We start from the raw sequence: 25,405 nt of genomic DNA, 5'->3' as shown, positions 1-25,405 counted from the left end.
TCCTGTCGGGGGATCGCGCCGGGTCTGGGAGGGGCGCCACGTCATGTGCGGGGCGCGGGCCGCGGCGTTCGGTCTCCGGGCCCGCATCCGCGCCGCCTTGTCGAGCGTTTCCAGTCGCTTGGCCGCCGCCTCCGCAGGCTGGGAGCCGATGTCGAATCAGCCTTGTAACTCGGGCGCTCCGGCTGCTACACCCCTCCGCGGAGACGTGGCCGAGTGGTCGAAGGCGCTCCCCTGCTAAGGGAGTAAACCCGGAAGGGTTTCGAGGGTTCGAATCCCTTCGTCTCCGCCATCATCCTGAAATCGCCGGCGAAATCGCCGTCCCGGGCCCCCGCGGCGGGGCGTCGTGATGCGCGCGGGCCTCGCGGCCGCCCGATGCGGGCGGCCGGGAGGCGCGCCGCCGGGCCGGGGGGGCCGGGCGGCCGTCAGCCGGCGGCGGGGGCCGCGGAGGCGCCGGACATCCGCCGGCGGAAGGCGCCCAGGCTCTTGCGGTTGAGATCGTCGGCATCGTCGGATTCGAAGGCCTCGCGCACCGCCTCGATCGCCTCGGGCGCCGCGCGGGCGATGCCGCCGACCACCCCGCCCGCGATGCCGCTCGCCGCGCCCTGGGCCGCCTGGCCCTGCACCTCCTGCAGGCGGGCGGTCAGGCTCTCGAGCTGCTGGCTCTTCTGCTGCGACCCGCGCGAGGAGCCGAACTCGAAATCGAAGGCCGAGCCGACATTGCGCGCGAACATCCCCCCGATCCCGGTCAGGAAGCCGAAGATCGCGCCGGTGAACTCGTTCGACTGGCCGTAGGCGTTCAGCAGCACCAGCGCCCCCGCGATCACGATGATCGCCCCGAAGGCCATGGCCAGCATCACGTTGGCGCGCGTGTTGCCCGGCTCGCCCAGGCGGCGCAGCTCGACGTCGCGGGCGCGCGCGTCCTTGCGGTCGCCGAGATAGGCCTCCAGCTCCGCCTGCTCGATGGCCTGGAGCTGGGTTCGCATCTCCATGAACAGCTTCGGGTCGGCCTGGATCATCGCCTGCACCCGCTCGACCTTCTCGGGCGTGTCCGGCTTGATCCCCGCCACCCGCTCGACGACCGAGGAGACGGCGGAGGTCACCTCGCCCGCCCGGTCCGAGCCGGTGACGGCCCGGGCGAGCACGGGCGCGAGCGAGGTGAGCAGGGGAAGGACCACGGGCAGCATCGGCGCCTCCTTGGGCGGAAACCGGGCCACGGGAGCGGCGCGGCGGGAACCGGGCGGCGGGGCGGGGGCGGGAGGGGTCAGACGACCCCGCGCGCCTCCTTGCCGCCGAGGGCGAAGTAGACGGCCTGCACGGCCTGCATCAGCGCCGGCGTCGGCTGGCCGGTCTCGGGCAGGCGGCACTCGGACTGGAAGCGGCGGATGGCGGCGGCGGTCTTGGGGCCCATCAGCCCGTCCGCGTCGCCGGCGTCGGCGCCCAGGAAGTTCAGCGCCACCTGCAGGTCGCGCACCGTCTCGACCCGGAAGCCCGTGCCCGCGGCCTGGGCATGGCGGCGATAGGCGGCGGCCATCTTCTCGTCGTACTTGTTCTTGCGGAAGGCGGGGCCGTTGTAGCCGCGCGCGAAGGCCGCCCAGTCGCGGGCGCGCAGCGCGCGGTCGAGCCCGTTGCGCTTCACGAAGGCCACGAAGGCCTCGAGCTGCGCCTCCTCCGAGGCGCACATCGCCTCGACGAAATCCTCCACCGTGCGGAAGCCGCAGGTCGAGGCGTTGAAGCCCATGATCTGGAACTTGCCCCAGGAGGCGGATTCCAGCGCCGCCGCCCGGTCGAGCTTGATCGCCTCGGCCAGCCGGTCGTATTCCGCGGCCCCGCCCTTGTAGCCGCCGGGCGAGGGGTTGGAGATCTCGCCATGCCCGGCGTCATGGGCGTTGCGGGTGGTGCGCGAGAAGATGTGACGCTCGAACAGGATCTTGGGGCGGCCGTCGGGCAGGAAGGCGTCGCCGCGGGATTCCACCTCGGCCACCGCCTTCACGGCGGCGACTTCGCAGCCGAGCGTCTCGGCCGCCTCGATGTAGGGCCGGTCGTCGGAGATCAGCTCCGCCTCCCCGGCGAAGGCGAGAAGGGTCGCGTCTTCGGGCATGGCGATCGGTCCCCTGTGCGAAGCATTGGGCAAGCGACGGGCGCATTACATTACGTTGGAATCAATTAAAACCATGTGAACCTCGTCGCGGTCTGTGAGTTTCGTCACTTCAATCCATTGCCGGATTAAGCAAACCTTACGCAGATGCAGGCGATCTTCATCTTTCTGAAACGAAGGTTCATAGATCGTTTACATCGCGCGATACAGAGTGCCGGCCGCCCGCCCCTGGCGGGACTCGCCGGAGAGGGAGGCGAAACCTGGAAGACGCGGTCCGATCCGGCCGCGCAGGGAGGGGTTGCATGACGTCGCCGGCCTATCGCCCGAGGCTGGTCCTCGTGGATCCGGACGACCGCCGCCGCGCAAGACTGGAGGCGCTGGGACGGGAGCTCGGCCTGCGCTGCGCGCCGATCCGCGCCGCGGGAGAGGCCCCGGCCGGCGCCGCGCCGCGCGCGGCCCTGGTGATCAGCGTCGGCCCCGCCGAGGCCTCGGCGCTCGCCCGCCTGCGCGCGGCCGCGCCCGGGGCCCGGCTGATCGTGGCGGGCGACGACCGCGGCCAGGCCGCCGCGGTGCAGGCGCTGCGGGCGGGGGCGGACGATTTCGTCTCGCTCGCCGGCGGCGACGCCGACCTCGCGGCCCGGGTGGCCCACCACCTCGCGGAACTGCGCGGCGAGGCGCAGGCCGGGGCCGACGCCGCCCCCGACAGGGAGGCGGAGCGCTGCGGCCTCGTCGGCGCCAGCCGCGCCGTGGCCGAGCTGCGCGCCTTCCTGCGCCGGGTGGCGGCGAGCGAGGCGACCGCGCTGATCACCGGCGAGACCGGGGCCGGCAAGGAATGCGCGGCCCTGATGCTGCACCGCTGCTCGCGCCGCGCCGCGGGCCCGCTGGTCGCGCTGAACTGCGCCGCGATCCCCGACGAACTGGTCGAGGGCGAGCTCTTCGGCCACGTGCGCGGCGCCTTCTCGGGCGCGGTGCGCGACCATCCGGGCAAGATGCGGCTGGCGGACGGGGGGACGCTGTTCCTCGACGAGGTCGGCGATCTCTCCGCCGCGGCGCAGGCCAAGCTGCTGCGCGCGATCGAGACGCGCGAGGTGCATGCGCTGGGCGCCCGCGCCCCCGCCCGCTTCGACGCCCGCGTGATCGCGGCCACCAACCGCGACCTCTCGGCCGAGGTCGCCGCGGGCCGGTTCCGCGAGGATCTGTTCTACCGCCTCGCCGTGGCCCGCATCCGCGTGCCCCCCCTGCGCGAGCGGCGCGAGGACGTGGCGCCGCTGGCGCGCCTGCTGCTCTCGCGCCTGCCCTCGCCCGCGCGGCTCTCCGAACCGGCGGCGGCCGCGCTCGCCGCCCACGACTGGCCGGGCAACGCGCGCGAGCTGCGCAACGCGCTCGAGGTCGCGGCCATCGGGCGGGAGGGGGCCGAGATCCGCCTCGCCGACCTGCCCCCCGGCCTGCGGCCCCCCGGCTGGGTGGGCGAGGGCGCCGGCGGCTGGCAGGACCCCGGCGAGGACGAGCGCGCCACGCTCGAGGCCGCCCTGCGCCGCGCCGGCGGCAACAAGGCCGCGGCGGCGCGGGCGCTGAACTGCTCGCGCATGACGCTCTACCGCCGCCTCGCCCGTCACGGCATGGCGGAGGGGCAGGGGGCCTGAGCGCCGCGCGCGTTGCCCCCGCCCCGCGGCGCCCCTAGGCTGCGCCCGCCGAGGCCCCGGCCACAGGGGCCCGGCCGGGGAGGTGCGTTCCACGCGCCCGCGCATCCCGCGCGGGCGGCGGCCTGTCCGATCCCGCCCCGCCTCGCCCGAGGCCGCATCGGAGCCGCCATGTCCGCCCCCCTCTCCCTGTCCCGCTCCGTCGCAGGCCGCGTCGTCTTCGTCACCGGCGCGGGCTCGGGCATGGGCCGCGCCACCGCCCATGTCTTCGCCGCCGAAGGCGCCCACGTGGTCGCCGCCGACCTCCACGCCGAGACCGCGCAGGCCGTGGCGGCGGAGATCGACGCGGCGCGCGCGGCGAACCCCGCGCTGGGCGAGGTGCTGCCGCTCGCCTTCGACGTCGCCGACGAGGCCGCGGGCCGCGCGGCGATGGCGGCGGTCGAGGCGCGCTTCGGGCGGCTCGACATGCTGGTGAACAACGCGGGCTTCCTGCAGACCTCGGCGCTGGAGGCCGAGGACTACGAGGCGGTCTGGTCGCGCACGCTGGAGGTGATGCTGAGCGCCCACCAGCGGCTGATCCGGGCGGCGCTGCCGTTGCTGCGCCGCTCGGACTGCGCGCGGATCGTCAACGTCTCCTCGACCGACGGGCTGGGCGCCTCGCCGCGGCATTCGCCCTACACGGCCGCCAAGCACGGCGTGATCGGCCTGACCCGGGCGCTGGCGGTGGATCTCGGCCCCGAGGGGATCACCGTCAACGCGGTCTGCCCCGGCCCGGTGCGCACCGCGATCACCGAAGCCATCCCCGAGGAGCACAAGGCGATCTTCGTGCGCCGCCGGGTGCCGCTGCGCCGCTACGCCGAGCCCGAGGAGGTGGCCCACGCCACCCTGTCCCTGTGCCTGCCCGCCGCGGGCTACATCACCGGCGCGGCGCTGCCGGTCGACGGCGGCATGACCATCCGCAACGCCTGAGCGCTTGCCCCGCCCGCCCCCGCTTGCCATTGCAGGGAGGCGCCAAGGCAGGAGGCCGCCATGCCCGACCCCGATCCCTCGCCCGAGGCCCGCGCCGCCGCGGCGATGCAGGCCGCGCGGCGGGAGCTGATCGCCGCCCGCGACGGGTTGCGGGCGGCGCTGCGCACGGACCGCACCCGGCGGCGCGGGATGCTCAACCAGCGCCTGCACGAGATCGAGCGGATGCTGGCCCCCGACAGCGGCCACGCGAGCCAGGCCGGCCAGGACCGCGCCGTGGACCGGCTGCTGGAGGGGATGACGGGCGGGGTCTTCGCGGATATCGGCGGCTACGACGGCGTCACCGGCTCCAACACCCTGTTCTTCGAGAGCCGCCGCGGCTGGAGCGGCGTCCTGGTCGAGCCCTCGCCCGCCCGTCTCGAGACCGCCCGCGCCGTCCGCCGCTGCCCCTGCTTCGGCGTCGCGGTGGGGGCGCAGGAGGGGGAGGCCGAGTTCCTCGACGTCTCCGCCGGCTACACCCAGATGAGCGGCCTGACCGCCAGCTACGACCCCGGCCTGCTCGCCCGGGTCCGCGCCGACCCCCGCCACGCCGAGACCCTGCGCCGGGTCCCCCTCCGACCCCTCGCCGCGATCCTGGACGAGGCGCCGCGAACCCCCGACTTCGTCTCGCTCGACATCGAGGGGGGCGAGGTCGCCGCCCTCCAGGCGTTCCCGTTCGAGCGCCACCCGGTCCGCGTCTGGGCCATCGAGAACAACACCCGAACCCCCGAGATCGGCGCGATCATGGAGGCCGCCGGCCATCGCCTGGTGGAGTTCTGCGGCCAGGACGAGATCTGGCTGAAGACGTAGGGCGCATTTCGATGCGCCTTGGCGCGGGCGGGCGTGGTGGGCAGGCGCATTGAAATGCGCCCTACGGGTCGCTGCGATACGGCCTGCGGAAGGCGGAGGGGCTGAGCCCCGTCTCCCGCCGGAAGGCGCGGGAGAAGTAGGAGGGGTCCTCGTAGCCCAGCCGGTAGCCGACCTCGGCCACGTCCATCAGCGTGTAGGCGAGCAGGCGGCGCGCCTCCTGCATCCGAAGCCCTGAGAGGAACGCCGCCGGCGACTGGCCCGCGTGGACCCGCGTCAGGCGGGTGAGGTGGGTGGCCGAGCAGCCCAGCGCGCGGGCGTAGTCGGCGACCTTCCAGCCCTTCGACAGCGTCTCGCGGGCCAGCGCCTCGAACGCCTCCATCCGCGCCTCGACCGCCCCCGGCGCGCGCCCCTGCGCGGCCGACGCGCGGGCGAGCCGCGCGACCAGCGCCAGCGCCAGCGCGCGCAGCAGCGGCGCGCGCAGGGGGGCCGCGCCGCGCCATTCCTCGTGCAGCGCCTCGACCGCCCCGCGCAGGGCCGCGTCGCCCGGCATCAGCCGCGGCGCCCGGGCGAAGGCGGCGAGGTCGGGGTCGGCGGAGACGGCGGGGGCGAGCTCGGCCGAGGGGATCGAGATCACGTGGCCGCGCGTGCCTTCGACGAAGCGGAACCCGTGCACGACCCGCCGCGGCGCCCAGATCGCGCAGGGCGGCGAGAGCGCGCGGCGGGTCCCGTCGAGCTCCACCCAGCCGCCGCCCTCGGCGATGAAAAACACCTGCTCCAGGCCCGGGTGGCGGTGGGGCGCGATGACCCAGTCGTAGCGATGCGCCCGGTCCCAGATCCCTTCGCAATGCAGCACATCGGGGAACTCGCGCTGTTCGCCATAGAGCGCGTAGGCGGGGATCGGGGGCGTGGTCGGGGGCGGGGACTCGGCGCGGGACATGGTCGAAAAATGCCGGAATCGCGCCGGGAAATCCATTCGCGCGTCGCCTCCCCCCGCCTAGTTTCGCCCGAAACGTCAGGGAGGGATCATGCGCACGCAGGTCTGCATCATCGGGGGCGGCCCGTCGGGCCTGTTGCTGTCGCAGCTTCTGGCGGGGAGGGGCGTCGCCTCGGTGGTGCTCGAACGGCGCACGCGCGCGCATGTCCTCTCCCGCATCCGGGCCGGGGTGCTGGAGCGGGGCATGGCCGACCTCCTGCGCGAGGCCGGCGTCGGCGCGCGGATGGAGGCCGAGGGCTACGTCCACGACGGCGCCGTGATCTCCTGCGACGAGCGGCGCCTGCGCATCGACTTCGCGAAGCTCGCCGACGCCCATGTCCTCGTCTACGGCCAGACCGAGCTGACCCGCGACCTCTACGAGGCGCGCGAGGCGGAGGGAGCGGACCTGCGCTTCGATTGCGAGGGCGTCGCGATCCACGAGGCCGACGGCGACGCCCCCTTCGTGACCTACCTCCACGGCGGAACGCAGCATCGCATCGACTGCGACTTCATCGCCGGCTGCGACGGCTTCCACGGCGTCTCGCGCGAGACGATCCCCGCCGCCGTCCGCCGGGAGTTCGAGAAGGTCTATCCCTTCGGCTGGCTCGGGATCTTGTCGGAAACCCCGCCGGTGCATGAGGAGCTGATCTACGCCTCCTCCGACCGGGGCTTCGCGCTCTGCTCGATGCGCAACGCCAATCTCTCGCGCTACTATGTGCAGGCGCCGATGACCGACCGGGTCGAGGCGTGGAGCGACCAGGCCTTCTGGGACGAGCTGCGCCGCCGCCTGCCGGGCGAGATCGCCGAGAGCATGGTCACCGGCCCGTCGATCGAGAAAAGCCTCGCCCCCCTGCGCTCCTTCGTCTGCGAGCCGATGCGCTGGGGCCGGCTGTTCCTGGTGGGGGATGCGGCGCATATCGTGCCGCCGACGGGGGCCAAGGGGCTGAACACCGCCGCCTCGGACGTGCGCTACCTGTTCGACGGGCTCGCGGCCTTCTATGCCGACGGCGAGGAGGAGGGGATCGCGCGTTATTCCGACCGCGCGCTCGCGCGGGTCTGGAAGGCCGAGCGGTTCAGCTGGTGGATGACCACGCTCCTGCACCGCTTCCCCGACCAGTCGCCCTTCGAGCGGCGGATGCAGCAGGCCGATTTCGCCTTCCTGGCCGAGAACGAGGCCGCCCAGACGGCCCTGGCGCAGAACTACGTGGGGCTGCCCTATTGATCGGGGGGCGGCCGGCGCGTCGACATGCGCGCGGCGGGACGGCGCATTGAAATGCGCCCTACGGGAGGGCGCATCCAAGTGCGCCCGGCGGGGTTCGAGGGCCCGCCCACGGCGATGTGAACGGACCCGGCCGCTCCGGCGGCGGGGGCGCCCGGTCTTGCCGCGGCCGGCCGCCTTGCATCGGCGCCGCCCGCGGCTATAGTCCGCGCGGCCTCGCGGGGCGGGGAGTGCCTCCCCATATGCCTCCGCGCAACGCAGCTACGCACCGCATAACGAGGAGGCGGCATGTTCATCACCCCGGCCTACGCCCAGACGGCCGCAGGCGATCCGATGGGGGCCTTCGGCTCCTTCATCCCGCTGATCCTGATCTTCGCGATCTTCTACTTCCTGATGATCCGCCCCCAGCAGAAGCGCGCCAAGCAGCACAAGGCGATGCTCGACGCCCTGCGCCGCGGCGACCAGGTGGTCACGGCGGGCGGCCTGATGGGCAAGGTGACCCGGGTGAAGGACGGCGAGGACGAGGTCGAGGTCGAGCTCGCCGAGGGCGTCAAGGTCCGCGTCGTGCGCGGCACCATCGCCCAGGTCGTCTCCAAGACCGAGCCGGTCAAGGACGCCTGATCCCCGCGAAGGCCTGAAAGGCGGAGGGGCGCATGCTCCAGTTTCCCACGTGGAAGATGGCGACGGTGATCCTCGTCTGCCTGGCGGGCGTCGTGTTCTCGGCGCCCAACCTCTTTTACCCGACCGTGGAGCAGGCCAACGACGCCCGCGCCGCGATCGAGGCCGGCCGCGACGGCCCCGAGCTGCAGGCCCAGGCCGAGGCCTGGCCCGAATGGGCCCCCTCGGACCTGGTGAACCTGGGTCTCGACCTGCGCGGCGGCGCCCACCTGCTGGTCGAGGTGCATGTCGCGGACGTCTACGCCGAGCGGATGAACGCGCTCTGGCCCGAGGCGCGCGGCGCGCTCCGCGACCTGCGCGACGAGGTCGGCGCCTTCCGCCGGGTGGGCGACCGCCCCGACGCGCTGGAGATCCGGCTCGACGACGCCGCGGGCGCCGACGCCGCCGCCGAGGTGCTGCGCGGCCTCGCCCAGCCGGTCAACGCGGGGCTTCTGGGCGGCGGCGGGCCGGACCTGACGGTCTCGGTCGACGGCGCGACCGTCACGGCCGAGCTGACCGACCAGGCCAAGGCCGCCATCGACGACCGCACCATGGCGCAGTCGCTGGAGATCGTGCGCCGGCGCATCGACGAGACCGGCACGCGCGAGCCGACCATCCAGCGCCAGGGCGACGACCGAATCCTGGTGCAGGTCCCCGGCGTCGGCTCGGCCGAGGAGGTGATGGCGATCATCGGCACCACCGCCCGGCTGACCTTCCACATGGTCGAGGGCACCACCCAGGACGCCGACGCCTCCCCGCCCCCGGGCCAGATCAAGCTGCCCGACGCCGAGCAGCCGGGCGTCTTCTACCTGCTCGAAGAGGCCGCGCTGATCACCGGCGACCGGCTGACCGACGCCCAGCCCGGCTTCGACAGCCGCTCGGGCCAGCCGGTGGTGAACTTCCGCTTCGACGCCGCCGGCGCCCGCCGCTTCGGCGAGGTCACCGCCGCCAACGTCGGCCGGCCCTTCGCCGTGGTGCTCGACGGCGCGGTGATCACCGCGCCCACCATCCGCGAGGCGATCACCGGCGGCTCCGGCCAGATCTCGGGCTCCTTCACGGTGGAGACGGCGAGCCAGCTCGCCATCCTGCTGCGGGCCGGCGCGCTGCCGGCCGAGATCACCGTGCTCGAACAGCGCACGGTGGGCCCGGACCTGGGCGCCGACTCGATCGCCGCGGGCGAGATCGCGGTCGTCGTGGCCTTCGCCGCGGTGCTGATCTTCATGTTCGTCAGCTACGGCCTCTTCGGCTTCTTCGCCAACATCGCGCTGCTCCTGAACGTGGCGATGCTGATGGCGCTGCTGAGCCTGATCGGCGCCACGCTGACCCTGCCGGGGATCGCGGGCATCGTCCTGACCATCGGCATGGCGGTCGACGCCAACGTGCTGATCTTCGAGCGCATACGCGAGGAGCTGAAGACCGCCCGCGGCCCCGCGCGCGCCATCGAGGCCGGCTACGCCCGCGCCTTCACCTCGATCGTGGACGCGAACGTCACCACGCTGATCGCGGCCTCGATCCTGTTCTTCATGGGCTCGGGCCCGGTGAAGGGCTTCGCGGTGACGCTGGCGCTGGGCATCGTCACCTCGGTGTTCTCGGCCACCCTGGTCACCCGTCTGATGGTCGCCGCCTGGTTCGACCGGGCGCGTCCCAAGACGCTCAAGGTCTGAGGAGGGAACGATGCGTCTCAAGCTGGTTCCCGAGGAGACGTCCTTCGACTTCATGTCGCTCGGCAAGTGGGCCGCGGGCCTGTCCATCGCCGGCATCCTCGCCTCGATCGCGCTGGTCGTGGTGATGGGCCTGAACTTCGGCATCGACTTCCGCGGCGGCACGATGATCGAGGCCCGCACGCAGGGGCCGGCCGACATCGGCGCGATCCGCGCCACCGCCTCCGACCTCGGCTTCGGCGAGGTGCAGGTGCAGGAGTTCGGCGCCCCCACCGACGTGATGCTGCGCATCGGCACGGTGGACGGCGACGGCGACGCGCAGATGGCGGTCGTCGGCCAGGTGCAGGACGCGCTCTCGGCCGAGTTCGAGGGCATCGAGTTCCGCCGCGTCGAGGTGGTCGGGCCCAAGGTCTCGGGCGAGCTGATCACCGACGGTCTGCTGGCGCTGGCCCTCTCGATCGGGGCGATCCTGATCTACATCTGGCTGCGGTTCGAGTGGCAGTTCGCGCTGGGCGCGGTGATCGCGCTGGTCCATGACGTGCTGCTGACGGTGGGGCTGTTCTCGGTTTTGCAGCTCGAGTTCAACCTCTCGATCATCGCCGCCCTGCTGACCATCGTGGGCTATTCGCTCAACGACACCGTCATCGTCTTCGACCGGGTGCGCGAGAACCTGCGCAAGTACAAGCAGATGCCGCTGGCGGGCGTGCTCAACCTCTCGATCAACGAGACGCTGTCGCGCACCGTGATGACCTCCGGCACCACCCTGCTGGCGCTGATCGCGCTCTACGCGCTGGGCGGCGAGGTGATCCGCGGCTTCACCTTCGCGATGATCTGGGGCGTGGTGGTGGGCACCTACTCCTCGATCTTCATCGCGGCCTTCTTCCTGCTGAAGCTGGGCGTCAGCCGCGACTGGTCGAAGCCGGAGAAGGACCCCAAGGCCGGCACCAACTTCGGCGCCCAGGTCTGAGCCGACCCCTATCCGGCCCAAGACGGATCCGACGCCCCCGCGCCCCCTGCGCGGGGGCGTTTTTCGTCGCAGACCGCCCCGAGGGCGGCCGGCGGCGGCGGCCGGGCCCGGGGAAGCGCCGCGTCGGCGGCCGCGCCGGCCGCAAGGTCTCGCCCGCGGCGCGCGGCTGGCGCGGCGCCGGGGGGCGGGCGAGCGCCGGCGGCGGAGGCGGGGCGAGGGCCGCACGGCGCGCCGGCGGCGGGCGGCGCAGGCCGGCCGAGGGCGTCGGGGAGAGGGGGCGGGCGCCGCGCCCCCGGCCGGCCTCGCCTGGCCGCCTGACGGCGGCCCGAAACGAAACGGAGCGGCCCCGAGGGGCCGCTCCGCGTCGTTCCGGCGATGGGCCCGGCCTGGGGCCGGGCGCTTACTTCAGCGCGCCGCAGAAGCGGCGGATGCGGTTGCAGGCCTCGGTCAGCGACTCGTCCGAGGTCGCGTAGGAGGCGCGGAAGCAGGGGCCGGCGCCGAAGGCCGAGCCGTGGACCACGGCGACGCCCTCGGTCTCCAGCAGCTCGGTCACGAAGTCCTCGTCCGTCTCCAGCACCTTGCCCGACGGCGCGGTCTTGCCCATGCAGCCGGCGACCGAGGGGTAGACGTAGAAGGCGCCCTCGGGCTCGGGGCACTCGATCCCCTCGCACTGGTTCAGGGCCGAGACCACCAGGTCCCGGCGGCGCTGGAAGGCGACCCGGCTCTCGTCGATGTAGTCCTGCGGCCCGGTCAGCGCGGCGAGCGCCGCGTACTGCGAGATCGAGCAGGGGTTCGAGGTCGACTGCGACTGGATCTTGGCCATCGCCTTGATCAGCTCCTCCGGCCCGCCGGCATAGCCGATCCGCCATCCGGTCATCGCGTAGGCCTTGGAGACGCCGTTGCAGGTCAGCGTGCGGTCGTAGAGGCCGGGCTCGACCTGGGCGGGCGAGCAGAACACGAAGGGCGGGTAGACGATGTGCTCGTACATGTCGTCGGTCATAACCCAGACGTGCGGATGCTTCATCAGCACGTCGGTCAGCGCCTTGAGCTCCGCCTCGGTGTAGCCCGCGCCCGAGGGGTTGGAGGGCGAGTTGAAGATCAGCCACTTGGTCTTGGGGGTGATCGCCGCCTCGAGCTGCGCGGGCGTGATCTTGAAATTGGTCTCGATGCCGGTGTCGATCGCCACCGGCTCGCCGCCCGCCAGCAGCACCATGTCGGGGTAGCTGACCCAGTAGGGCGCGGGGATCAGCACCTCGTCGCCCGGGTTCAGGGTCGCCATCAGGGCGTTGTAGAGCACCTGCTTGCCGCCGGTCGAAACCGTGATCTGGGAGGGGGTGTAGGTCAGGCCGTTCTCGCGCGCGAACTTCTCGCAGATCGCCTGCTTCAGCTCGGGGATGCCGTCGACCGCGGTGTACTTGGTCTGGCCCGCGTCGATCGCGGCCTTGGCGGCGTCCTTGATGTGCTGAGGCGTGTCGAAGTCAGGCTCGCCGGCGCCGAGGCCGATGACGTCCTTGCCGGCGGCCTTCAGCTCACGCGCCTTGTTGGTCACGGCGATGGTGGCGGAGGGCTTCACGCGGGCGAGGCTGTCGGCGAGAAAGGCCATGATGATGCTCCCGGGTGTTGGATTTCGCCCCACGTCGGGGCGTCGGACTGATAGGCCCGACGGCGCGGCAGGGCAAGCGAAAGCGGCCCCTCGAACGCCGCTCAGGGCGCATTTCCCCCGATCCTTGCGTCCCGCCGGCGCCGGAACCGGGCGATCAGCCGCCCGTCGATCACCGCGAGCCCGGCCGCGATCAGCCCCAGGCCGAGGTAGGCGTGGGGGGGCAGCGTCTCGTCCAGCAGCAGCCGGCCGAGGAGAATCGCCGCCGGCGGCGTGACCAGCGTCACCAGCAGCGCGTTGGCCGCGCCGGCGCTCGCGATCAGGCGCCAGTAGATGACATAGGCGAAGCCGGTCCCCGCGATCCCGTAGAAGGCCACCGCCGCCCAGGCGCGCGGCGACAGATCCAGCGGCGGCGGCCCCTCGATCGCCAGCGTCAGCGGGATCATGGTCAGGAACGCCATCGTGCACATCCCCGCGGCGGCGGCGATCGGCGAGGCGCCGCCCAGCGTCAGGCGCCCCCAGGTCGAGGCGAAGGCGTAGCTCAGCGCGCCGCCCAGCACCGCGAGCTGGCCGAGGCTGCGCGGATCGAGGCCGGTGAGCGCCTCCGCCCCGGTGATCGCCGCGACCCCGGCCACCCCCAGCGCCACGCCCATGGCGCGGCGCGCCGTCAGCCGCTCGTCGCGCAGCACGGCGGCGGCGACCAGCGCGCCGAACACCGCCGCCGAGGCGTTGAGGATCGAGGTCAGCCCGCTCTCGATGCTCTGCTGGCCCCAGGCCATCAGCGTGAAGGGGATCACGTTGTTGAGGATCCCCATCACCGTGCAGGCGCCCCAGAAGCGCCAGGTCGCAGGCGCCCGCGCGCGGATCGACGCGACCGCCCCCCACAGCACCACGGCGCCCAGGCCCGTGCGCCACAGCACCGCCTGGAAGGGTCCCATCTCGCGGATCGCCACGGCGACCGTCGTGAAGGACGCTCCCCAGATCAGCCCGAGCAGCATCATCTCCGCCCAGGCGCGGTCGCTCATGCGCATCTCGTCCTCCCGCCTCCCGCCGTCGTCTCCGGACGGTCTTGTCGCCCCGCGAGGGGCGGCCGGCGACCCGGATCCTGCGCGCGGGGGCCGGCGCTGTCGAGCCATCCTGTCGGCCGGCCGGCTGGGGCGGGCGCCCCGCCGCCGCTTTCGCGCCCCAAGGGGTCGGCCCGGGGCGCAGGTGCGACGTTGGGTCCGGTGCAGACTGCGGCCAAGGGGGCCGAGTCTCCCACCCCCCGGAGGGAAGGACCGCAGATGACCGACGACGATTATTACAGCGACGACGCCGCCACCTTCGGCGACCGTCTCGCCGCCGCGCGCGAGGCGCTGGGGCTCAGCCAGGCGCAGCTCGCCTCGCGCTCCGGCGTGCGCCTCTCGACCATCCAGAACTGGGAGGGGGACCGCTCCGAGCCGCGGGCGAACAAGCTGCAGATGATCGCCGGCATCCTCAACGTCTCGATGATCTGGCTGCTGACCGGGCAGGGGGAGGGCGGCGTCTCGCCCGAGGACGACGCCGACGCCGATCTCAAGGGCGTGCTGGCCGAGATGCGCGAGATCCGCGTGGCCCAGAGCCGCCTGCTCGACCGCCTCGCCCGGCTGGAGAAGCGCATCCGCCAGGCCGGCAAGACCGGCTGAGGCCGGCCCGCGCCCCGCCCGCCCCCGGCCGCCGGGGATGCGGGGGGCGGCGGGGCGAGGACGCGGCCTTGCCTGAGCCGGCGGGCTCGGCTACCGCTCGGGCCCACCCGGGCCGGATCGCGCCCGAGGGCAGGGAGGCCGCGCATGCGCATCGGGATCGACTTCGGCGGAACCAAGATCGAGGGCCTGGCGCTGGACGCCCAGGGGGCCGAGCTCGCCCGCCTGCGCGCCCCCACGCCCCGCCAGGACTATCCCGGCACCGTGCGCGCCATCGCCGAGCTGGTCGCAGCCCTCGAGGCGCAGACCGGCGGGCGGGCGCCGGGCGTGGGCGTGGGCATCCCCGGCTCGCTGTCGCCCAGAGACGGGACCGTGCGCAACGGCAACGCCACCTGGCTGCTCGGCAAACCCTTCGACCGCGACCTGATGGAGGCCATCGGCCGCCCCGTGCGCATCGAGAACGACGCCAACTGCTTCGCCCTGTCCGAGGCCGTGGACGGCGCCGGCGCCGACGGCCGGGTGGTCTTCGGCACGATCAACGGCACCGGCGTCGGCGGCGGCCTGGTGGTCGACCGCCGGCCCTGGGGCGGGCGCAACGGCATCGCCGGCGAGTGGGGCCACGTCCCCCTCCCCTGGGCGCGCGAGGACGAGTTCCCCGGGCCGAAATGCTGGTGCGGCCGGCGCAGCTGCCTCGAGGTCTGGATCTCGGGCCCGGGGCTCGAGGCCGACTTCGCGCGCAGGGTCGGGGCCGGCGAGGGCGACGGCCCCTCGGCCCGGGAGCTGTCGGAGATGGAGGCCGCCGGCGACCCCGACGCCGAGGCCGCCTTCGCGCGCCTCTACGACCGCTGGGGCCGGGCGCTGGCGCTGCTGGCGGGCATGATCGACCCCGACGTGATCGTGCTGGGCGGGGGGCTCTCGAACCTGCCCGACGCGCCCGAGCGGGCGCGCGCGGCGATGCTGCCCTACGTGTTCTCGGACGTGGTCGAGACGGAGGTGCGCCGCGCGGTGCACGGCGACAGCTCGGGCGTGCGCGGCGCGGCCTGGCTGTGGAACGAGGAGGACCCCCGATGACCGATCCCCGCACCGATCCGGGCGCCGATCCCGCCCTCGAGGGCCGCCTGCGCCGCCTCAAGATCCGCGGCTGGCGGCGGGGCACCAAGGAGATGGACATGATCCTGGGCCCCTACGCCGACGCGCTGGTCGAGGGGCGCGAGACCTGCGACCTCGACGCGCTGGAGGCGTTGATGGAGGAGAACGACCAGGACCTCTACCTGTGGGTCTCCGGCGCGCGCGAGGCGCCGGCCGAGCACCTGCCCGCGCTCGACGCCGTGCGCCGCTTCCACTACCTGGCCTGACGCCGGCGCGGCCCGGTCAGGTCGCGTTAACCTCATGTTTCGCTTTTGCTCTCAATTTCCCCGCCTAGGATCACATCGGGGAGAGTCGAGCTATGGCCAAGGCGGCTCAGGCGACCAAGTCGGTCACGGGCGTCGGTTCCGGGGCGTCCGCGCCCGATCCGGCGGCCTATCGGGAGTGCTACCTGGATCTCCTGTCGAAGGTCGAGCGTCTGCATCGCCTGCTGCTCGACGTGGTGAAGGACGAGTTCGAGCGTCTGGGCCTGCTCGACATCAACGCGGTGCAGGCGCTCTTGCTGTTCAACATCGGCGACGCCGAGGTGACGGCGGGGGAGCTCAAGACCCGCGGCTACTACCAGGGCTCCAACGTCTCCTACAATCTCAAGAAGCTGGTGGAGGCGGGCTATCTCCACCATGAGCGCTCGGAGGTCGACCGCCGCTCGGTGCGCATCCGGCTGACCGACCGGGGCCGGTTCATCCACGACACCGTGGCCGAGCTCTTCGGCCGCCACGCCGGCGCCCTGGCCGAGGACGCCATGGCCGGCCAGGGCCGCCTGCCGGACGCCAACGCCACCCTGCAACGGATCGAGCGGTTCTGGATGGACCATATCCGCTACATCTACTGAGCCCTCGCCCCGGCCCCGCCGAAGGCGACTCCGTGCTCCCGCCGAAGGCGCCGCCCCGACCCCGCCGAAGGCGCCGCGTCGAACCGCGCGCCGGCCGCGCGGTTCCGCCCGCGGCGCGAGGCCGAGGCCGCGCCGGTCGGGAGCGTCCGCGGGGGACGCGGTCGCCCGTTCTGCCGGCGCGGCGGCGGCGGCGAGGGCGGCCCGGCGCCGACCGCTCAGGCCATCTCCTCGGCCGCGGCGTAGTCCACCGGCGTCGCGTGCCAACCCTCCGCCCGCTTCTCCCAGAACCGCTCGAGCAGGCGCGTCGAGATCGGACCCGGCCGGTCGTTGTTCATCCGCCGCCCGTCGATCCGGCTCGCCGGCATGATCCCGCCCGCCGTGGTGCAGGTGAAGATCTCGTCGGCCGCGCGGAACTCCTCCACCGGGATCGCGCGCACCTCCAGGCGCAGGCCGAGCTCGTCGCAGAGCTCCATCACCGACAGCCGGGTGATCCCGTCGAGCCCGCCGCGGACCGGCGTCGCCACCACCCCGTCGGTGATCGAGAAGACGTTGAACCCCGGCCCTTCGGTGACGTTGCCCTCGCGGTCGGGCAGCACGGCGTAGTCGGCCTCCGCCTCCAGCGCCTCGAACTGGGCGCGGGTCATGTCGCCCCAGTGGAAGTTCTTCGCCCGCGGCTCGACGCTCTCGGGCGGGATGCGGAGCGTGTCGGAGACCATCAGGTGCATCCCCCGCGCCATCATCTCCGCCGGGGCCAGCGTCACCCAGGGGATCGCGAAGGCGAGGATATAGGGCCGCACGAAGGCCGGGTGACGCGGCTGGCCCGGCGCCGGCGCGCCGCGCAGGCACTCCATCGACACGTAGGCCGAGCGCAGTCCCGACAGCGCCACCACCCGGTGCAGGATCGCGCGCAGGTCCGCGTCGCTCTCGTCCGGGGTCATGCGCAGCTCGGCGCGGGAGGCCGCGAAGCGTGCGAGGTGGTCGTCGAGCCGGAAGAAGCTCCCCTCCCACACCCCCACCACGTCGTAGGTCACGTCCGAGCGGCGCCAGCCGAAATGGGTGACGGGAACGGCGGCCTGGGCGACGGGCATGTAGCGGCCGTCGACATAGGCCGCGCCGGCGGCATAGGCGTCGAGAGACATGGGGGAGGACCCTTCGAAACGGGAGCGGGCCCCCATTCGCCCCCCGAACCCTGCCCCGGTCAAGTCCGGGCCCCGCCGCCCGCGCCGAGGGCGGGCCTCCGGCCCGCCGTCTCGAGGACCGCGCGCAGGCGCGGGCCGAGACGAGGGAATGCCCGCGTCGGCGGGCGCCGCAGGATCGCTCCGCCGGCCGCGGGCGCAGGGTCAGCCGGCCGAGGCCTCGCCCAGCGCCCGGGCCAGCGCGCAGAACTGCTCCAGCGAGACGTCGTCGGCCCGCAGCGTCTCGGTCACGCCGGCCGCCTCGCACAGCGCCGCCGCCGCGGGCGTCGCGGTCTTCAGCGACTGGCGCAGCATCTTGCGGCGCTGGCCGAAGGCGGCGCCGACGACGCGGTCGAGCAGGCGCGGCTCGGCGGGAAAGCGCGGCTCGGGCAGGGGGGTCAGCACCACCACCGCCGAATCGACCTTCGGCGGCGGGGTGAAGGCGCGGGCCGGCAGGTCGAAGGCGATGCGCGCGTCGCAGCGCCACTGCGCCAGCACCGACAGCCGACCCCAGGTCTTCGAGCCCGGCCCGGCCACGATCCGCTCCGCCACCTCCTTCTGGAACATCAGCGTCAGGCTCTCCCAGCCCGGAGGCCAGGAGCCAGGCGTCAGCCAGCGCACCAGCAGCTCGGTGCCCACGTAGTAGGGAAGGTTCGCCACCACCCGCCAGGGCGCGGTCATGATCTCGGCCGCCTGCACCTGCAGCGCGTCGCCCTCGATCACCTCCAGCCGGCCGCCATGGGCCGCGCTCACCTCGGCGAGCGCCGGCAGGCAGCGGGCATCGCGCTCGACGGCGACCACGCGGGCGGCGCCCTCGATCAGCAGGGCGCGGGTCAGGCCGCCGGGGCCGGGGCCGACCTCGAAGACCTCGACGCCCTCCAGCGGCCCCGCGGCGCGCGCGATGCGCCGGGTGAGGTTGAGATCCAGCAGGAAGTTCTGGCCGAGGCTCTTCTTCGCCGCCAGCCCGTGGGTCGCGATCACCTCGCGCAGCGGCGGCAACCCGTCGGGCGAACCGCTCACGCGCCCGCCCCCATCCGCGCCGCGGACATGGACGCGGCCAGCCGGATCGCCTCGACCAGCGAGGTCGGGTCCGCCAGCCCCTGGCCGGCGATGTCGTAGGCGGTGCCGTGGTCGGGCGAGGTCCGCACGAAGGGCAGGCCCAGCGTCACGTTCACCCCGCGGTCGAAGTCCAGCGCCTTGATCGGGATCAGCGCCTGGTCGTGATACATGCACACCGCCGCGTCGTAGCGCGCCCGGGCCCGTTCGTGGAACATCGTGTCGGCGGGCAGGGGACCGGCGAGGTCGAAGCCCTCGGCGCGCAGACGCTCCAGCACCGGGGCGATCACCTCGATCTCCTCGCGGCCCATCGCGCCGCCCTCGCCCGCGTGGGGGTTCAGGCCGGTCACGGCGATGCGGGGGCTCGGCAGGGCGAAGTCCTGGACGAGGCCCGCGTGCGTCACCCGGATCGTCTCCTCCAGCAGCGCGGGCGTCAGGGCGGCGGGCACGGCGGCGAGCGCGATGTGGATGGTGACCGGCACCACCCGCAGCTGCGGGCCGGCCAGCATCATCACCGGGCGGGCGACGCCGGCGAGGTCGGCCAGGAACTCGGTATGGCCGGGAAAGGCGAAGCCGGCCCCGTCGTAGAGGGCCTTCTTGTTGATCGGGCAGGTCACCACCCCGCCCGCGCGGCCGGCGCGCGAGAGGGCCACGGCCTCCTCGATCGCGGCGACGACCATGGGGGCGTTCTCGGGGGCGGGGCGGCCGGGCAGGGGCGGGACCGCGAGCGGGCGGTGCAGGACCGGCAGCGCGTGGGCGCAGAGTTCGGCCGTCGCCTCCTCGGGCGCCGCGATGCGCTGCACGGGGCCGTGGGCGGCGGCGTGGTCGGCGTCGCCGATCAGGAACAGGGGCGCCGCGCCGCGCAGGCGCGACCAGGCGCCCGCGGCGATCTCGGCGCAGATGCCGGCGGGATCGCCGCAGGTGAGGGCCAGCGGCGGCGCGCCGGCCCCTGCGGCAGGGACCTCAGCGCCGCTCGACATAGGCCCGCGCGCGGAGCTGCTGCAAGCGGCCCTCGGCCTGGCGGGCCAGGCGCTGCTCGAGCATCTGGGCGCGGATCTGGTCGCGGTCCTCGGCGCTCAGCTCGCGCGGCTCCTCGCGCTTGTCGAAGACCTTCAGCACCACCACCGCGCCCTGCGCGGTCAGCGCGTCGGTGACGCCGCCGGCGGGAAGCTGCGCCAGGATCGCGGCCAGCGCGCCCGGCAGCTCCGAGGCCGGCACCCAGCCGATCCGCCCGCCCTCGGCGGCGGTGCGCGAGCGGCTGCGAGCGCGGGCCATCGCCTCGAAGTCGGCGCCGGCGCGCAGCTCCTCGACCCACTGCTGGACCTCGTCGCGCTTGGCGACCGGGTCGCCCTCGTCGGGGACCGCGATCTCGCCCATCGAGTAGCTGACCCGCTTGTCGAGGCCCATCGCCTCGATCTGCGCGTCGACCTCGGCCTCGGTCACCTGCACGCCGGGCAGGAAGTCGCGGCGCACCAGGGCGGACCACAGCAGCTCGGTCTCGATGAACTCGCGCGCCACGGGCAGCGAGACGCCGGCCCGGCTCAGCCGCGCCTCCAGCGCCGCCGGCCCGCTGACGCCCAGCGAGGCGGCGAAGCGGCCCAGCGCGGCCTCGATCTCCTCGGGGGGGATCCGGATGCCCGCGGCCTCGGCCGCGCCGCGCTTCAAGCGGTCGTCGATCACCGACTGCAGGGCGGTCTCGCGGTCGTCGGCGCCGGCGCCGGCGATCGCGATCAGCTTCTGGCGCTGGTCGACGTCGAAGTTGGTCACCGCCCGGCCGTTGACGAAGGCCGCGGCGGCGAAGGCGTCGGGGGCGGCCTGCGCCCGCGCCTGCGGCGCGGCGGCGGCCAGCAGCGCCAGCGCCGCGGCCAGACCCGCCAGCAGGGCGCGCGCGCGCCGCCCGGGGCGCGAAGAGATCGGAGTCATTCGGAGTTCCTCAGCCATGCGCCACCCATGCCGCAGCAGGCGCCCCCAGTCCAGCCCGGCGAGCCCGCGCGCGACGTCGCGCGCCGTGCATCCGGGCGCGCCGGAACGCGCCGTGCGTCCGCGCGCGCCGTGCGTCCGGGCGCGCCGTTCCGGGGCGCGCGATCCGCGCCGGTCACTCGAAGCGGGGCGCGCAGGCGCCCGCCTTCGGGCCCGGCGCGCCCGCGCCGCCCAGCGCCCACAGGTTCACCCGGGCGCCGATATAGGTCGAGGCCGGCACGTCCACCGTCGAGGTGAAATGCCGCCCGACGTAGAAGGCCACGTCCACGCATTCGTTGGCGTAGCCGACCAGCGCCTCGGTCTCGACCCAGCGCTCGCTCTGCAGGTCGCGCTGCAGCTCGCCGCCCACGTACCAGTTGCGGGTCAGCGCATAGCGCGCCTCGGCGGTGACCTCGTGGCGGTCGATGGTGGTGATCGCGTCCTGCGCCAGCCACACGTAGGAGCCCGCGACCTCCAGGTTCTCGAAGGTGACGGCGCCGTAGACCTCGTTGCGGTTCAGGTCGAGATCGTCGCCCACCCGCACCCGGTGAGCGAGCTTGACCAGGTCCGGGATCTCCAGCGACCAGGCGCCGACCCAGTCGGATTCGCGCTTGTTCAGCCCCAGGCCCGCGGGGAAGGAGGCGATCTCGCGCGTGCGGAACACCCGCCCCGCCGCGGCCGCCAGCCGCGCCCCGTCGTCGGCGATGCGCGCATAGCGCAGGCCGAGGTTCAGGCGCGGACCCTCCTCGAACCCGTCGTAGCCCGCGTGGCGGCGCACGTCGAAGAGCGAGGTCTCGTCGAACTCCACGACCAGGCTGTCCTCGTTGGGGAACGGCGGCACGTCGGAGTAGTAGGGGGCCGCGACCGCCTGGGCGATGGGCTCGATCACGTGGGTGACGGCGCCCGCGCCCAGCAGGGGCGAGAGCAGGTCGCCCCCCTCGTCGCGCCGCAGCAGCGGGTAGCGCATGTCGAGCGCCGCGATCGGCGCCACGCGCTGCTCCTCGTCCGGGGTTCCCGGGGTCTCGTCGTTCAGCCGCCAGACGTCGCCGCGCACGGCGCCGAAGGCGGTGAGCTGGACGCCCGAGTCGGTCAGCCACTGCCGCTCGACGTCCACCCGCCCGAAGCCGTGCACCGTGTCCTGCCCCGCCGTGCGCTTGAGCGCGTAGCCCGAGAGCGTGGCGCCGAACTGCGTGCCCAGCGGCCCGTCCCAGACGCGCCGCCCCTCGAACACCGGCAGGGCCATGGGGATCTGGCCGAAGGGCTCGTTGTCGCGCAGCGACTGGAAGCGCACCAGGCTGATCTCGCCCCAGCCCTTCGCGTCCGAGCCGCGCAGGAACAGCTCGGACTCGAGCCGGTCGTCGTTGGTGTACTCGTAGCGGCGCAGGTAGCCGTCGTCGGAGGCCTGCTGGAGCGAGAAGCCCGCCTCGATCCCCCCGCCCTCGACCTCGGCCAGCCGGTAGAGGCCGGTTCCGAAGATGTGCCCGCGCAGCTCCTCCGAGCCGTCGTAGTCCTGCTGGGTGACCGAGCCCTGCAGCGCGATCGATCCGCGGCGGAAGGCGCGGCGGAACTGGCCCTCGACGATCAGCCCGTCGTCGGTGGTCACGTAGGGGGTGACGGTGGCGTCGGTCTGCTCGTCGATGACCCAGTAGTAGGGGACCTTCAGCGCGTAGCCGAAGTTGGAGCTCTGCAGGTATTCCGGCGGCAGCAGGCCCGAGGCGCGCTCCAGCGTCGGGTCGGGGTGGCGGAAGTAGGGGGTCCAGGCCACCGGCACGCCGAACAGGTCGAAGGTCGCGTCCTCGTAGTGGATCGTGCGCGCCTCCTCGTCGTGGACGATGCGCTCGGCGCGGATCCGCCACAGGGGGGTCGGGTCCTCCGGGCAGACGAGGCAGGGGGAGAACACCGCCCGGCTCATCACGTTGTAGCGCCCGTCGATGCGCCGGCCCTCGGTCGCGGCGAACTTGAGGTTGTCGCGCATCACCGCCTGCGCGCCGCGGACGATGCCGTTGCGCAGCCGGGTGTCGAGCTCGGCGGCCGAGGCGAGCACGGTCGCCCCCTCCGGCCCCCGCAGCACGATGGGGCCGTCGGCGGTCAGCCGGTCGAACTCGCGCTGGTAGACGATGCGCGAGGCGGTCAGCGTGCGCTCGCCGTAATAGACCTCGACGTTGCCCTCGGCGATCAGGGTCGAGGCCTCGTTGTCGTATTCGACCCGGTCGGCGACCAGCGAGACGGGGCCCTGGGTCGACTCGCCCGCCATCATCTCGGAAAGCGACTCCTGCGCCATCGCCGCCGGCGGCGCGCAGAGCGCCGCGGCCGAGGCCAGCAGCACGGCGAGGGCGGAACGACGGCGGGACGCGCGCAGGGCGGAACGGTCGGCGGAGGGGGCGCGGGACTGCACGGGGTCGGGAGCTCCGGATCGGTCGCCGGGCAGGGCCGGCCGCCCCCCTCCTTTAGCCGTCCTCGAGATGCAGGAGCAAGCCGAGGGCGAACAACGTCATCGCGACCGGCGGGATCCAGGCCGCGAGCGGGGCGGCGATCGCCCCCGATCCGCCGAAGGCCTGGGTGACGTTGGCGAGGAAGAAATAGGCGAGCCCCGTGCCGATCGCCCCCAGCGCCATCAGCCCCAGGCCGCCGAATCGCACGTGGCGCATCGAGAAGGCCGCCCCGATCAGCACCATCGCCGGCAGCAGCAGCGGCAGCGCGAGCTGCGCCTGCCAGTGCATCCGGTGGCGCGCGGCCGAGACGCCCGCCGCCTCCAGCCCCTTGATGAAGCCGGGCAGCGCCCAGAAGGAGATCGTGCCGGGGGAGGCGAAGCTCTCCAGGATCTGGGCGCGGGTCAGCTCGGTCGGCAGGGTCAGCTGCTCGAGGTCGGTCCAGCCCATGGCGGGGGCGACGCCGAGCTCGGCCTGCGCCTGGGCGTCGGTCTCGCCCGCCGGCGGCGTGCCGCCCTCGGGCGAGCTGCGCGCGGTGGGCTGCGCGAGGTCCCATTCGCGCACGTCGTAGAGCACCCAGCGCCCGGGCTCGAGCACCGCGCGCGCCGCCTCGACCCGGGCGGCCAGCCGGTCGCCCTCGGCGAAGCGGAACAGGCTGACGCGCCACAGCTGCGTGCCGTCGCCGTTGGCGCGCTGGGCGTGGACCACGGTCTGCCCCTCGCCGCCCGCCTGGCGCAGCCACAGCCCGTTGCCTGAGACCGACAGCAGGCTCGCGCGGTCCTTGATCCAGCGCGCCTCCTGCCGCTCGAAGCGCTGCAGGAGGCCGGCGGACAGCGGGTCGAGCACCGAGAAGGCCAGCACGCCCCCCAGCGCCGCGGCCGCCACCGCCGGCGCGATCAGCCGCCAGACCGAGACGCCCGCCGCCCGCGTCACCACCAGCTCGGACGACCGCGCGAGGCGTGCGAAGCAGGTCAGCGCGGCGATCAGGGTCAGGAAGGGCAGGATCTCCATCATCAGCGAGGGGGCGTGGAGCAGCGACAGCTCCAGCACCTGGGAGAAGTTGGTGGCGGTCCCGGCCGAGCGGCGCATCTGCTCGACGAGGTCCACCAGCACCACCAGCAACAGCACCGCGGCGAAAGCCGCGGTGAAGGCGCCCACGAAGCGGCGCATGACGTAGAGCGAGAGCGTTCCGATCATGCGGCCTCCGCCGGGGTCTCGGGCTCCGGGTCGGGGGCGGGCTGGCGTCGCTGGGGAATGCCGCGCCAAAGCACCACGAGCGCCAGCGCGGCCCCCAGGACCGGCACCAGATACATCACCGGCCAGGCCAGCGCGAAGGAGGCGGTGGTCGACTTCGCCGCCACCCCCAGCAGCCGGCACAGCGCCGCCAGCGCCACGCCCGCGGCGAGCCGCTTGCCGTAGCCGCGCCGCCGGAAGCCCGGGCCCAGCAGGGCGGCCATGGCGATCAGGGGCAGGGCGACGGCGTAGAGCGGGGAGGAGAGCTGCTCGTGCCCCTCGGCCACGAACTCGTCGCGCTCGCGCCCGTCGAGGACCGCCTCGCTCGGGGCCACCAGGTCCCAGAAGTAGTGCTCCGAGGGGCGCAGCCGGCGCTCGTCGCCGGTGCGCATCAGGGGGGCGAGGTCGTAGACCAGCTTGTCGAAGGCGAGCACCGAGAGGGTGCGCTGCTCGCGGTCGAAGCGCTGGGCGGCGCCTTCGAACATCACCAGCCGGGGGCCGGCCTCGGTGCGCACCAGGGCGGCGCGCTGGGCGGTGTAGGTGACGCGGCTGTCGGCGTCGCGGTCGTCCTGCACGAAGAGGCCCGCCATCTGCCCGTCGCGGCCGGCGCGGCGGACGTAGACGGTGACGCCGTCGGCGGGGTTGAGGAACTCGCCCTCGCGCAGCAGGGCGCCGGCGACGTCGGCGCCGGCCTCGGCCATGCGGTCGCGCAGCTCGCGGCTGGCGGTGGGCATCAGGTAGAGGGTGACGACGAACATCGCCGTCATCACGCCCAGGCCGAAGATCAGCACGGGACGCGCGAGGCGCAGGCGCGACATGCCCGCGGCCATCAGCACCACGACCTCCGAGTCCATGAACATCCGGTTCAGGGCGTAGAGGGAGGCCGCGAAGCCCGCGACCGGCAGGATCATCGAGATCACCACCGGCAGCAGCAGGGCGGCGAATTCCAGGAACACGGCCGCCGACTGGCCCGAGGCGACCACCGTCTCGATCACCCTGAGCGACTGCGTCAGCCACACCAGCCCCAGCAGGACCAGCGAGAACAGGCCGAAGGGGCCGAGGATCTGGGAGATCACGTATCGGGAGGCGACGCCGCGCATGGGGCGGAACATGCGCTCGCCGCGGGGCGGAGGCAAGACGGCCCCGATCACGCCCGCTCGCGCCCCCGGGGCGCCCCGCCGCGTGCCCCTCGCGTCCCGCCCCGAGCCGAGGCGCCGCGCCGCGCGCCCGCCCGGGGCCGGCGTCCGGCCCGCGGCGCGTTCCCGGCCGCGGCGCGGGTCGCGTTCG

The 25,405-nt window shown here is 73.9% G+C and carries 23 protein-coding genes and 1 tRNA gene; 12 read left to right on the top strand and 12 right to left on the bottom strand.

What is annotated here, in order from left to right; genetic code table 11:
• Positions 1–199: 199 nt before the first annotated feature.
• Positions 200–289, top strand: a tRNA-Ser gene (locus tag BM064_RS19640).
• Between the two features lie 133 nt (positions 290–422).
• Here the strand turns inward: BM064_RS19640 and BM064_RS19635 are convergent.
• Both BM064_RS19635 and BM064_RS19630 read right to left on the bottom strand, forming a co-directional pair.
• Positions 423–1,184: a hypothetical protein gene (locus BM064_RS19635; protein ID WP_092862545.1), complete on the bottom strand. Its 762-nt coding sequence runs from the start codon at positions 1,182–1,184 to the stop codon at positions 423–425.
• Between the two features lie 77 nt (positions 1,185–1,261).
• Positions 1,262–2,098 (bottom strand): N-acetylmuramidase domain-containing protein, encoded by an 837-nt coding sequence (locus BM064_RS19630; RefSeq protein ID WP_177236332.1) that lies wholly within the window; start codon positions 2,096–2,098, stop codon positions 1,262–1,264.
• 299 nt (positions 2,099–2,397) lie between these two features.
• On the opposite strand from BM064_RS19630, the gene BM064_RS19625 reads away from it, so the two are divergent.
• The 3 genes from BM064_RS19625 to BM064_RS19615 all read left to right on the top strand — a co-directional run bounded on the left by BM064_RS19625 (position 2,398) and on the right by BM064_RS19615 (position 5,550).
• Positions 2,398–3,738, top strand: a complete 1,341-nt coding sequence (locus tag BM064_RS19625; RefSeq protein ID WP_092862542.1) for a sigma-54 interaction domain-containing protein — start codon at positions 2,398–2,400, stop codon at positions 3,736–3,738.
• A 168-nt stretch (positions 3,739–3,906) separates the two neighbouring features.
• The gene (locus BM064_RS19620; RefSeq protein ID WP_092862539.1) at positions 3,907–4,704 is read left to right on the top strand and encodes an SDR family NAD(P)-dependent oxidoreductase; all 798 of its coding nucleotides are present in this window, start codon (positions 3,907–3,909) and stop codon (positions 4,702–4,704) included.
• A gap of 60 nt (positions 4,705–4,764) precedes the next feature.
• Positions 4,765–5,550 carry an FkbM family methyltransferase gene (locus tag BM064_RS19615; protein ID WP_245779222.1) on the top strand — a complete coding sequence of 262 codons (786 nt, stop codon included), beginning with the start codon at positions 4,765–4,767 and terminating at the stop codon, positions 5,548–5,550.
• 61 nt (positions 5,551–5,611) lie between these two features.
• On the opposite strand, the gene BM064_RS19610 is transcribed toward BM064_RS19615, so the two are convergent.
• A complete protein-coding gene (locus BM064_RS19610) occupies positions 5,612–6,523 on the bottom strand; it encodes a helix-turn-helix domain-containing protein (RefSeq protein WP_092862537.1) in 912 nt (303 codons plus the stop codon).
• A gap of 52 nt (positions 6,524–6,575) precedes the next feature.
• Here BM064_RS19610 and pobA point away from each other — a divergent pair, with 52 nt between their 5' ends.
• The 4 genes from pobA to secF all read left to right on the top strand — a co-directional run bounded on the left by pobA (position 6,576) and on the right by secF (position 11,027).
• The gene (gene pobA / locus BM064_RS19605) at positions 6,576–7,745 is read left to right on the top strand and encodes a 4-hydroxybenzoate 3-monooxygenase (RefSeq protein WP_092862534.1); all 1,170 of its coding nucleotides are present in this window, start codon (positions 6,576–6,578) and stop codon (positions 7,743–7,745) included.
• A gap of 285 nt (positions 7,746–8,030) precedes the next feature.
• On the top strand, positions 8,031–8,363 hold the full coding sequence (gene yajC / locus BM064_RS19600) for a preprotein translocase subunit YajC (RefSeq protein ID WP_177236331.1): 333 nt from the start codon (positions 8,031–8,033) through the stop codon (positions 8,361–8,363).
• A gap of 32 nt (positions 8,364–8,395) precedes the next feature.
• Positions 8,396–10,063 (top strand): protein translocase subunit SecD, encoded by a 1,668-nt coding sequence (gene secD / locus BM064_RS19595; protein ID WP_092862531.1) that lies wholly within the window; start codon positions 8,396–8,398, stop codon positions 10,061–10,063.
• Between the two features lie 10 nt (positions 10,064–10,073).
• A complete protein-coding gene (gene secF / locus BM064_RS19590) occupies positions 10,074–11,027 on the top strand; it encodes a protein translocase subunit SecF (RefSeq protein ID WP_092862528.1) in 954 nt (317 codons plus the stop codon).
• A gap of 400 nt (positions 11,028–11,427) precedes the next feature.
• Here secF and BM064_RS19585 read toward each other — a convergent pair whose 3' ends face one another.
• Both BM064_RS19585 and BM064_RS19580 read right to left on the bottom strand, forming a co-directional pair.
• Complete coding sequence (locus tag BM064_RS19585) at positions 11,428–12,630, bottom strand: pyridoxal phosphate-dependent aminotransferase (RefSeq protein ID WP_092862525.1); 1,203 nt, start codon at positions 12,628–12,630, stop codon at positions 11,428–11,430.
• A gap of 101 nt (positions 12,631–12,731) precedes the next feature.
• Positions 12,732–13,652 carry a DMT family transporter gene (locus BM064_RS19580; protein WP_092862970.1) on the bottom strand — a complete coding sequence of 307 codons (921 nt, stop codon included), beginning with the start codon at positions 13,650–13,652 and terminating at the stop codon, positions 12,732–12,734.
• A gap of 258 nt (positions 13,653–13,910) precedes the next feature.
• On the opposite strand from BM064_RS19580, the gene BM064_RS19575 reads away from it, so the two are divergent.
• The 4 genes from BM064_RS19575 to BM064_RS19560 all read left to right on the top strand — a co-directional run bounded on the left by BM064_RS19575 (position 13,911) and on the right by BM064_RS19560 (position 16,266).
• Positions 13,911–14,291, top strand: a complete 381-nt coding sequence (locus BM064_RS19575; protein ID WP_092862522.1) for a helix-turn-helix domain-containing protein — start codon at positions 13,911–13,913, stop codon at positions 14,289–14,291.
• Between the two features lie 144 nt (positions 14,292–14,435).
• The gene (locus tag BM064_RS19570) at positions 14,436–15,359 is read left to right on the top strand and encodes an ROK family protein (RefSeq protein ID WP_092862520.1); all 924 of its coding nucleotides are present in this window, start codon (positions 14,436–14,438) and stop codon (positions 15,357–15,359) included.
• Entirely contained in the window at positions 15,356–15,643 is a 288-nt protein-coding gene (locus BM064_RS19565) for an FAD assembly factor SdhE (RefSeq protein WP_092862517.1), read from the top strand. The genes BM064_RS19570 and BM064_RS19565 overlap by 4 nt, the downstream gene beginning before the upstream one ends.
• Positions 15,644–15,735: 92 nt before the next feature.
• A complete protein-coding gene (locus BM064_RS19560) occupies positions 15,736–16,266 on the top strand; it encodes a MarR family winged helix-turn-helix transcriptional regulator (RefSeq protein WP_092862514.1) in 531 nt (176 codons plus the stop codon).
• Between the two features lie 215 nt (positions 16,267–16,481).
• Here the strand turns inward: BM064_RS19560 and BM064_RS19555 are convergent, their stop codons facing one another.
• The 7 genes from BM064_RS19555 to lptF form a co-directional block, all read right to left on the bottom strand.
• On the bottom strand, positions 16,482–17,405 hold the full coding sequence (locus tag BM064_RS19555) for an aminotransferase class IV (RefSeq protein ID WP_218161081.1): 924 nt from the start codon (positions 17,403–17,405) through the stop codon (positions 16,482–16,484).
• A gap of 201 nt (positions 17,406–17,606) precedes the next feature.
• Entirely contained in the window at positions 17,607–18,461 is an 855-nt protein-coding gene (rsmA, locus tag BM064_RS19550; RefSeq protein ID WP_092862508.1) for a 16S rRNA (adenine(1518)-N(6)/adenine(1519)-N(6))-dimethyltransferase RsmA, read from the bottom strand.
• On the bottom strand, positions 18,458–19,477 hold the full coding sequence (pdxA, locus tag BM064_RS19545; protein ID WP_092862505.1) for a 4-hydroxythreonine-4-phosphate dehydrogenase PdxA: 1,020 nt from the start codon (positions 19,475–19,477) through the stop codon (positions 18,458–18,460). The genes rsmA and pdxA overlap by 4 nt, the downstream gene beginning before the upstream one ends.
• Positions 19,461–20,420, bottom strand: a complete 960-nt coding sequence (locus BM064_RS19540; protein WP_143103389.1) for a peptidylprolyl isomerase — start codon at positions 20,418–20,420, stop codon at positions 19,461–19,463. The genes pdxA and BM064_RS19540 overlap by 17 nt, the downstream gene beginning before the upstream one ends.
• 172 nt (positions 20,421–20,592) lie before the next feature.
• The gene (locus tag BM064_RS19535) at positions 20,593–22,851 is read right to left on the bottom strand and encodes an LPS-assembly protein LptD (protein ID WP_092862499.1); all 2,259 of its coding nucleotides are present in this window, start codon (positions 22,849–22,851) and stop codon (positions 20,593–20,595) included.
• Positions 22,852–22,903: 52 nt separating this feature from the next.
• The gene (gene lptG, locus BM064_RS19530; RefSeq protein WP_092862496.1) at positions 22,904–24,082 is read right to left on the bottom strand and encodes an LPS export ABC transporter permease LptG; all 1,179 of its coding nucleotides are present in this window, start codon (positions 24,080–24,082) and stop codon (positions 22,904–22,906) included.
• Positions 24,079–25,230, bottom strand: a complete 1,152-nt coding sequence (gene lptF / locus BM064_RS27570; RefSeq protein WP_092862493.1) for an LPS export ABC transporter permease LptF — start codon at positions 25,228–25,230, stop codon at positions 24,079–24,081. The genes lptG and lptF overlap by 4 nt, the downstream gene beginning before the upstream one ends.
• Positions 25,231–25,405 lie beyond the last annotated feature (175 nt).

The sequence above is a fragment of the Albimonas pacifica genome (assembly GCF_900113695.1).
GTDB lineage: Bacteria > Pseudomonadota > Alphaproteobacteria > Rhodobacterales > Rhodobacteraceae > Albimonas > Albimonas pacifica.
Note: the sequence above shows the minus strand (reverse complement) of the source record. Positions and strands in the feature narration are given on the sequence as shown.